Genomic DNA, 4,562 nt, shown 5'->3' with positions numbered 1-4,562 from the left:
ATGCTGGAAATGTTCAAAGGAAAAAAGAAATAGCTGTAAAACGGTTACCGGCACAGGTATTAACTGTTCAACAGCTGAAAGCTAACGGCTAAAAGCATATACTTATGGGATCCAGCATTTTATCTATTATCTACCTGATCGGCTCTGTTACTTTTATCCTCGGACTGAAAATGTTAAGTAAACCGGATACTGCCCGCAAAGGCAACCTGGTGGCGGCAGCCGGGATGTCGCTGGCTATCCTTGGTACCATCTTTCTCTACCGGGTAAATGACGCTCCCCTGCATAACTATGGTTGGATATTCACCGGGCTCGCCATTGGCGGCGTAATAGGCGTATTGTCTGCCAAAAAAGTGAAGATGACCGCCATGCCGGAAATGGTAAGCATGTTCAATGGAATGGGTGGCGCCTGTGCGGCGCTTATTTCCGTTGTGGAGTTTGATCACCTCATCAAACTGATAAAAAATTTATACGCACCTGTTGCAGACGACCACCTGGCATTGCAACTGCTGGAATCGTCCACCTCCAGGGGAACGGTGATCATTATTTTGCTGAGTCTCATTATAGGCGCCGTATCCTGTGCAGGCAGTATTGTAGCCTGGGGAAAACTTACCGGCAAAGTGAAAGACTTCTCTTTCAATGGCCAGCATTTTCTTAACCTGGGCGTATTAACGCTGATCGTTGGATTATCTGCGTGGCTGGTATGTATTTTCGGCACTTCGCCGGGAACAGGACTTATGGTGTTTTATGTGATTTTAGGGCTGGCATTATTCTATGGTGTGTTGTTCGTGATGCCGATCGGCGGTGCGGATATGCCGGTAGTAATATCACTGCTTAATTCTTTTACGGGGGTAGCCGCTGCCTGTGGCGGATTTCTTTACAGTAACCCGGTGATGCTCACCGGTGGTATCCTGGTGGGTTCGGCAGGCACTATCCTCACTATTCTCATGTGTAAGGCCATGAACCGTTCCCTGAAAAATGTGCTGATAGGCTCCTTTGGCGGTAGCGCTGCCGGTGTTGCCGGGGCAGGGAAAGAGCAGGGAAACTATAAAGAGATCAGCCTGAACGATGCGGCCGTGGTACTGGCCTACGCCAGCAAAGTAATTATAGTACCGGGGTATGGCCTGGCCGTAGCACAGGCCCAGCATGCCTGTCATGAGCTGGAGAAGCAACTGGAAGAGAAAGGAGTGGAGGTAAAATATGCTATTCACCCGGTGGCGGGCCGTATGCCTGGTCATATGAACGTATTGCTGGCAGAAGCAGATGTGCCTTATGAAAAGTTGCTGGAAATGGAAGATGCCAATGCAGAGTTTCCCACTACCGATGCCGTACTGATCTTAGGGGCCAATGATGTGGTGAATCCTGCCGCCAAAAGTGATCCTGCCAGCCCTATTTACGGGATGCCTATCCTGGAAGTGGAGAACGCTAAAGTAGTGATCGTGAATAAACGCAGCATGAAACCTGGATACGCCGGTATTGAAAACGACCTCTTTTTCCAACCCAAAACTTCAATGTTGTTTGGAGATGCGAAGAAGGTGCTGCAGGAACTGCTATCGGCGATTAAGGAAGTTTGAGATCGCCTTCGGCGATGTAAATTGTCTTGGAACACTGATTACGCTGATTATACTGATTTGTCTGATTTTTACTTTTGGATTTTATAAAGAATAGGGGGAACCTAAGCGGATTTAGTCCTGGACTGTGATTACACTGATTACTATGTATTGAGTTTAATAATAACTAAGGGAGATATAAGCCAGTATTGCTTCTATCTCCCTTAATTCTTTAAAATTCAAAAGCAAAAATCAGACAAATCAGTATAATCAGCGTAATCAGTGTTCCAAGACAATTTACATCGCCGAAGGCGATCCTCCCATAACGCAATTTTCGCTAAATTTGCCGAAAAAATTCTCGTGTCCAGTCACTTACCAGCGGCGCTGCTAGATTCGTTAGCAGGACTTCCGGGTTATAACCGGGTAACATTTGAGCAGGTGCATGCCGCCGCCGAAAAAATCACTTCACTCCGATTGAATCCCAATAAAATAAAAGCACCGGAACAGGCCAGTGCAGTGCTGCAACCGCTGTCGGCCAACGGGGTAACGCAGGTGCCCTGGAGCAGCCAGGGGTACTATTTGCCGGAGCGTCCTTCCTTTACTTTTGATCCATACTTTCATGCAGGCGCTTATTATGTGCAGGAGGCATCTTCCATGTTCCTGGAGCAGGTGGTACGTGCAACAGCAGATCTGACGCAACCGCTGAAGGTATTGGACCTTTGCGCTTCGCCGGGAGGAAAATCCACCCTGTTACAGTCGCTGATCAGCGCCGACAGCCTGCTGGTAGCCAATGAAGTGATCAGAGCAAGGGCAGGGTTGCTGGCAGACAATCTCACAAAATGGGGCGCCGCCAATGTGGTGGTAAGCAATAATGATCCGCGTGATTTTTCAAGACTGCCCGGTTATTTCGACCTGGTGGTTGTAGATGCGCCCTGTTCAGGTTCCGGCTTATTCCGCCGTGATCCGGAACTGGTAGGGGAATGGTCGCCTGAAAATGTAACCCTCTGCAGCCAGCGGCAGCAAAGGATCCTGGCAGACGTACTGCCGGCTGTGAAAGAAGGAGGCATTGTGATCTATTCTACCTGTTCTTTTTCTGCGGAAGAAGATGAGTCGATCCTGGATTGGCTGGCAGATCATTTTGAACTGGAAAATGTACCGGTTCCGCTGAATGCCGGGTGGAATATTGTTACAACGGTAACGCATAAACGAAACTGCACCGGTTACCGGTTTTATCCTGATCAACTGAAGGGGGAAGGTTTTTTTATTGCGGCATTCCGTAAAACAAACGGCGATGCTCCACGTAAACCAAAGCAGCATAAATCAACAGCGCTTACCGCCCGGCAGCAGGAGGTGATCACTCCCTGGATAGATATGCCGGCAAGCTACCAGTATTTTATGCACCAGGAAGAAGTATTGATCCTTCCGCCATTACTGGCGGCAGAAATACCATTGTTGCGGCAACAATTGTATATTCGCAAAGCGGGTGTAAAAGCCGGGCATCCCGGTGCGAAGGAATTGATTCCCGATCATCAGCTGGCCGCAAGCACCCTGGTAGCAGGGGAATTGCCATCTGTATCACTGGATTTACGCCAGGCATTACAGTACCTGCGTAAGGAAGATCCTGCAGTAAGCACACGTGTACGTGGCTGGGCGCTGGTGAAATACGAAGGGATGAACCTGGGCTGGGCAAAAATTTTGCCCAACCGCATGAACAATTACTACCCGAAAGAACTGCGCATCCTGAAAGAAATTTCAGGATTGTAAAGCATATACAACTGCTATTTATCCGGGAATGATACCAACTTTGAAATACAGCGCCAACGGGAGCGCCGTTTATAACGGCCACCACAACAAAAAGGGATTTTCTCCGTTTGGTTTATTAAATAATTTTGTCAATTTTAACGCATATATTCGTTGCCCGAAATAGCAGAGAAAAATTTTAAATGTTCTGCTGCATCATAAACAGAGTTAGTATGATAAAACCGATTCTTTCAATCGCCTTGTTTGGTTTCAGTGCAGTAGCGGCACAGGCGCAGGATACGCTCGAAGTACAAGGTACCTCGCCCGCTCTTTACATATCCCATGTTGTTAAAAAAGGAGAGAATTTCTATAGCCTCAGCCGCGCTTATGGCTTGTCGCCCAAAGAAATTGCCGCTGCCAATAAAGTGAATATGGAACAGGGTTTACAGCTGGGACGCAAGCTGCATATCCCCCTTACCGCTGCCAACTTTTCACAGAAAGCGGATGCCTCCGGCAAACCGGTATATCATAAGGTGGCTGAAAAGGAAACCTTATACCGTGTGAGTGTAAACTATAACAAAGTGCCGCTGGATAATATCCGCCAGTGGAACAGCTTTTCCGGCGATGGGCTGAAAAAAGACAGCTATATCATTGTAGGTTATGTGAAGGCAGGTGGCAGCACAGCTGAAGCAACCCCACGTCCTGAAAAAGTAAAAGAGAAGGCCACTCCTGCGCCTGAACCAGTGGTTTTATCTACTCCACCGCCTCCACCCCCGGCAGTAAAAGAAACACCGAAGAAAGAGCCCGAATCAATACCAGCAGAAGAAACCTCTTCTCCTGTAGCTTCAACACCTGCACCTGTTAAATCTACGCCTGTTAGCAGCAGCACTGATTTTGAGCAATTGTATGAGCAGCAAACCAAGGGCGGCAAAAAAACTACTTCGGAAAAAGGCCCAGGCACCTGGTTTAAAAGCAATGCTGTAGGTAAATATTACGCGCTGCATAACACAGCGCCCCGCGGTACTATCATTAAAGTAACAAATCCACTGAACGGTAAAGCCGTATACGCAAAAGTACTGGACGTAATCCCCCAGATGAAAGCCAATGCGGGTCTCATCATCAAGCTGAGCGACAGCGCCATGCAGGCGCTCGGCAGCAATGAAACCAAGTTTTATTGCGAACTGAGTTACGAGGATTAGCGGATTTTGTCTTGGAACACTGATTTTGATGATTTCGCTGATTACACTGATTTTATTTTTTTGTGTTATAATAGTT

3 protein-coding genes are annotated in these 4,562 nt (G+C 47.7%); all 3 read left to right on the top strand.

The window, feature by feature from the left end; genetic code table 11:
• The first annotated feature begins 104 nt into the window (after positions 1–104).
• The 3 genes from VN105_RS10895 to VN105_RS10885 all read left to right on the top strand — a co-directional run bounded on the left by VN105_RS10895 (position 105) and on the right by VN105_RS10885 (position 4,486).
• Complete coding sequence (locus VN105_RS10895) at positions 105–1,571, top strand: NAD(P)(+) transhydrogenase (Re/Si-specific) subunit beta (RefSeq protein ID WP_325640729.1); 1,467 nt, start codon at positions 105–107, stop codon at positions 1,569–1,571.
• A 336-nt stretch (positions 1,572–1,907) separates the two neighbouring features.
• Positions 1,908–3,311, top strand: coding sequence for a methyltransferase RsmF C-terminal domain-like protein (locus VN105_RS10890; RefSeq protein WP_325640727.1), 1,404 nt, complete (start codon positions 1,908–1,910; stop codon positions 3,309–3,311).
• A gap of 209 nt (positions 3,312–3,520) precedes the next feature.
• The gene (locus VN105_RS10885; RefSeq protein WP_325640725.1) at positions 3,521–4,486 is read left to right on the top strand and encodes a LysM peptidoglycan-binding domain-containing protein; all 966 of its coding nucleotides are present in this window, start codon (positions 3,521–3,523) and stop codon (positions 4,484–4,486) included.
• Positions 4,487–4,562: the final 76 nt, after the last annotated feature.

Origin of the sequence: Chitinophaga sp. (assembly GCF_035564935.1) — a bacterium.
GTDB lineage: Bacteria > Bacteroidota > Bacteroidia > Chitinophagales > Chitinophagaceae > Chitinophaga.
This window is presented reverse-complemented; position numbering and strand designations above follow the sequence as displayed.

Coding starts and splice junctions, on each gene's coding strand:
- VN105_RS10895 (WP_325640729.1), top strand. CDS start 105: ATGGGATCCAGCATTTTATCTATTATCTACCTGATCGGCTCTGTTACT.
- VN105_RS10885 (WP_325640725.1), top strand. CDS start 3,521: ATGATAAAACCGATTCTTTCAATCGCCTTGTTTGGTTTCAGTGCAGTA.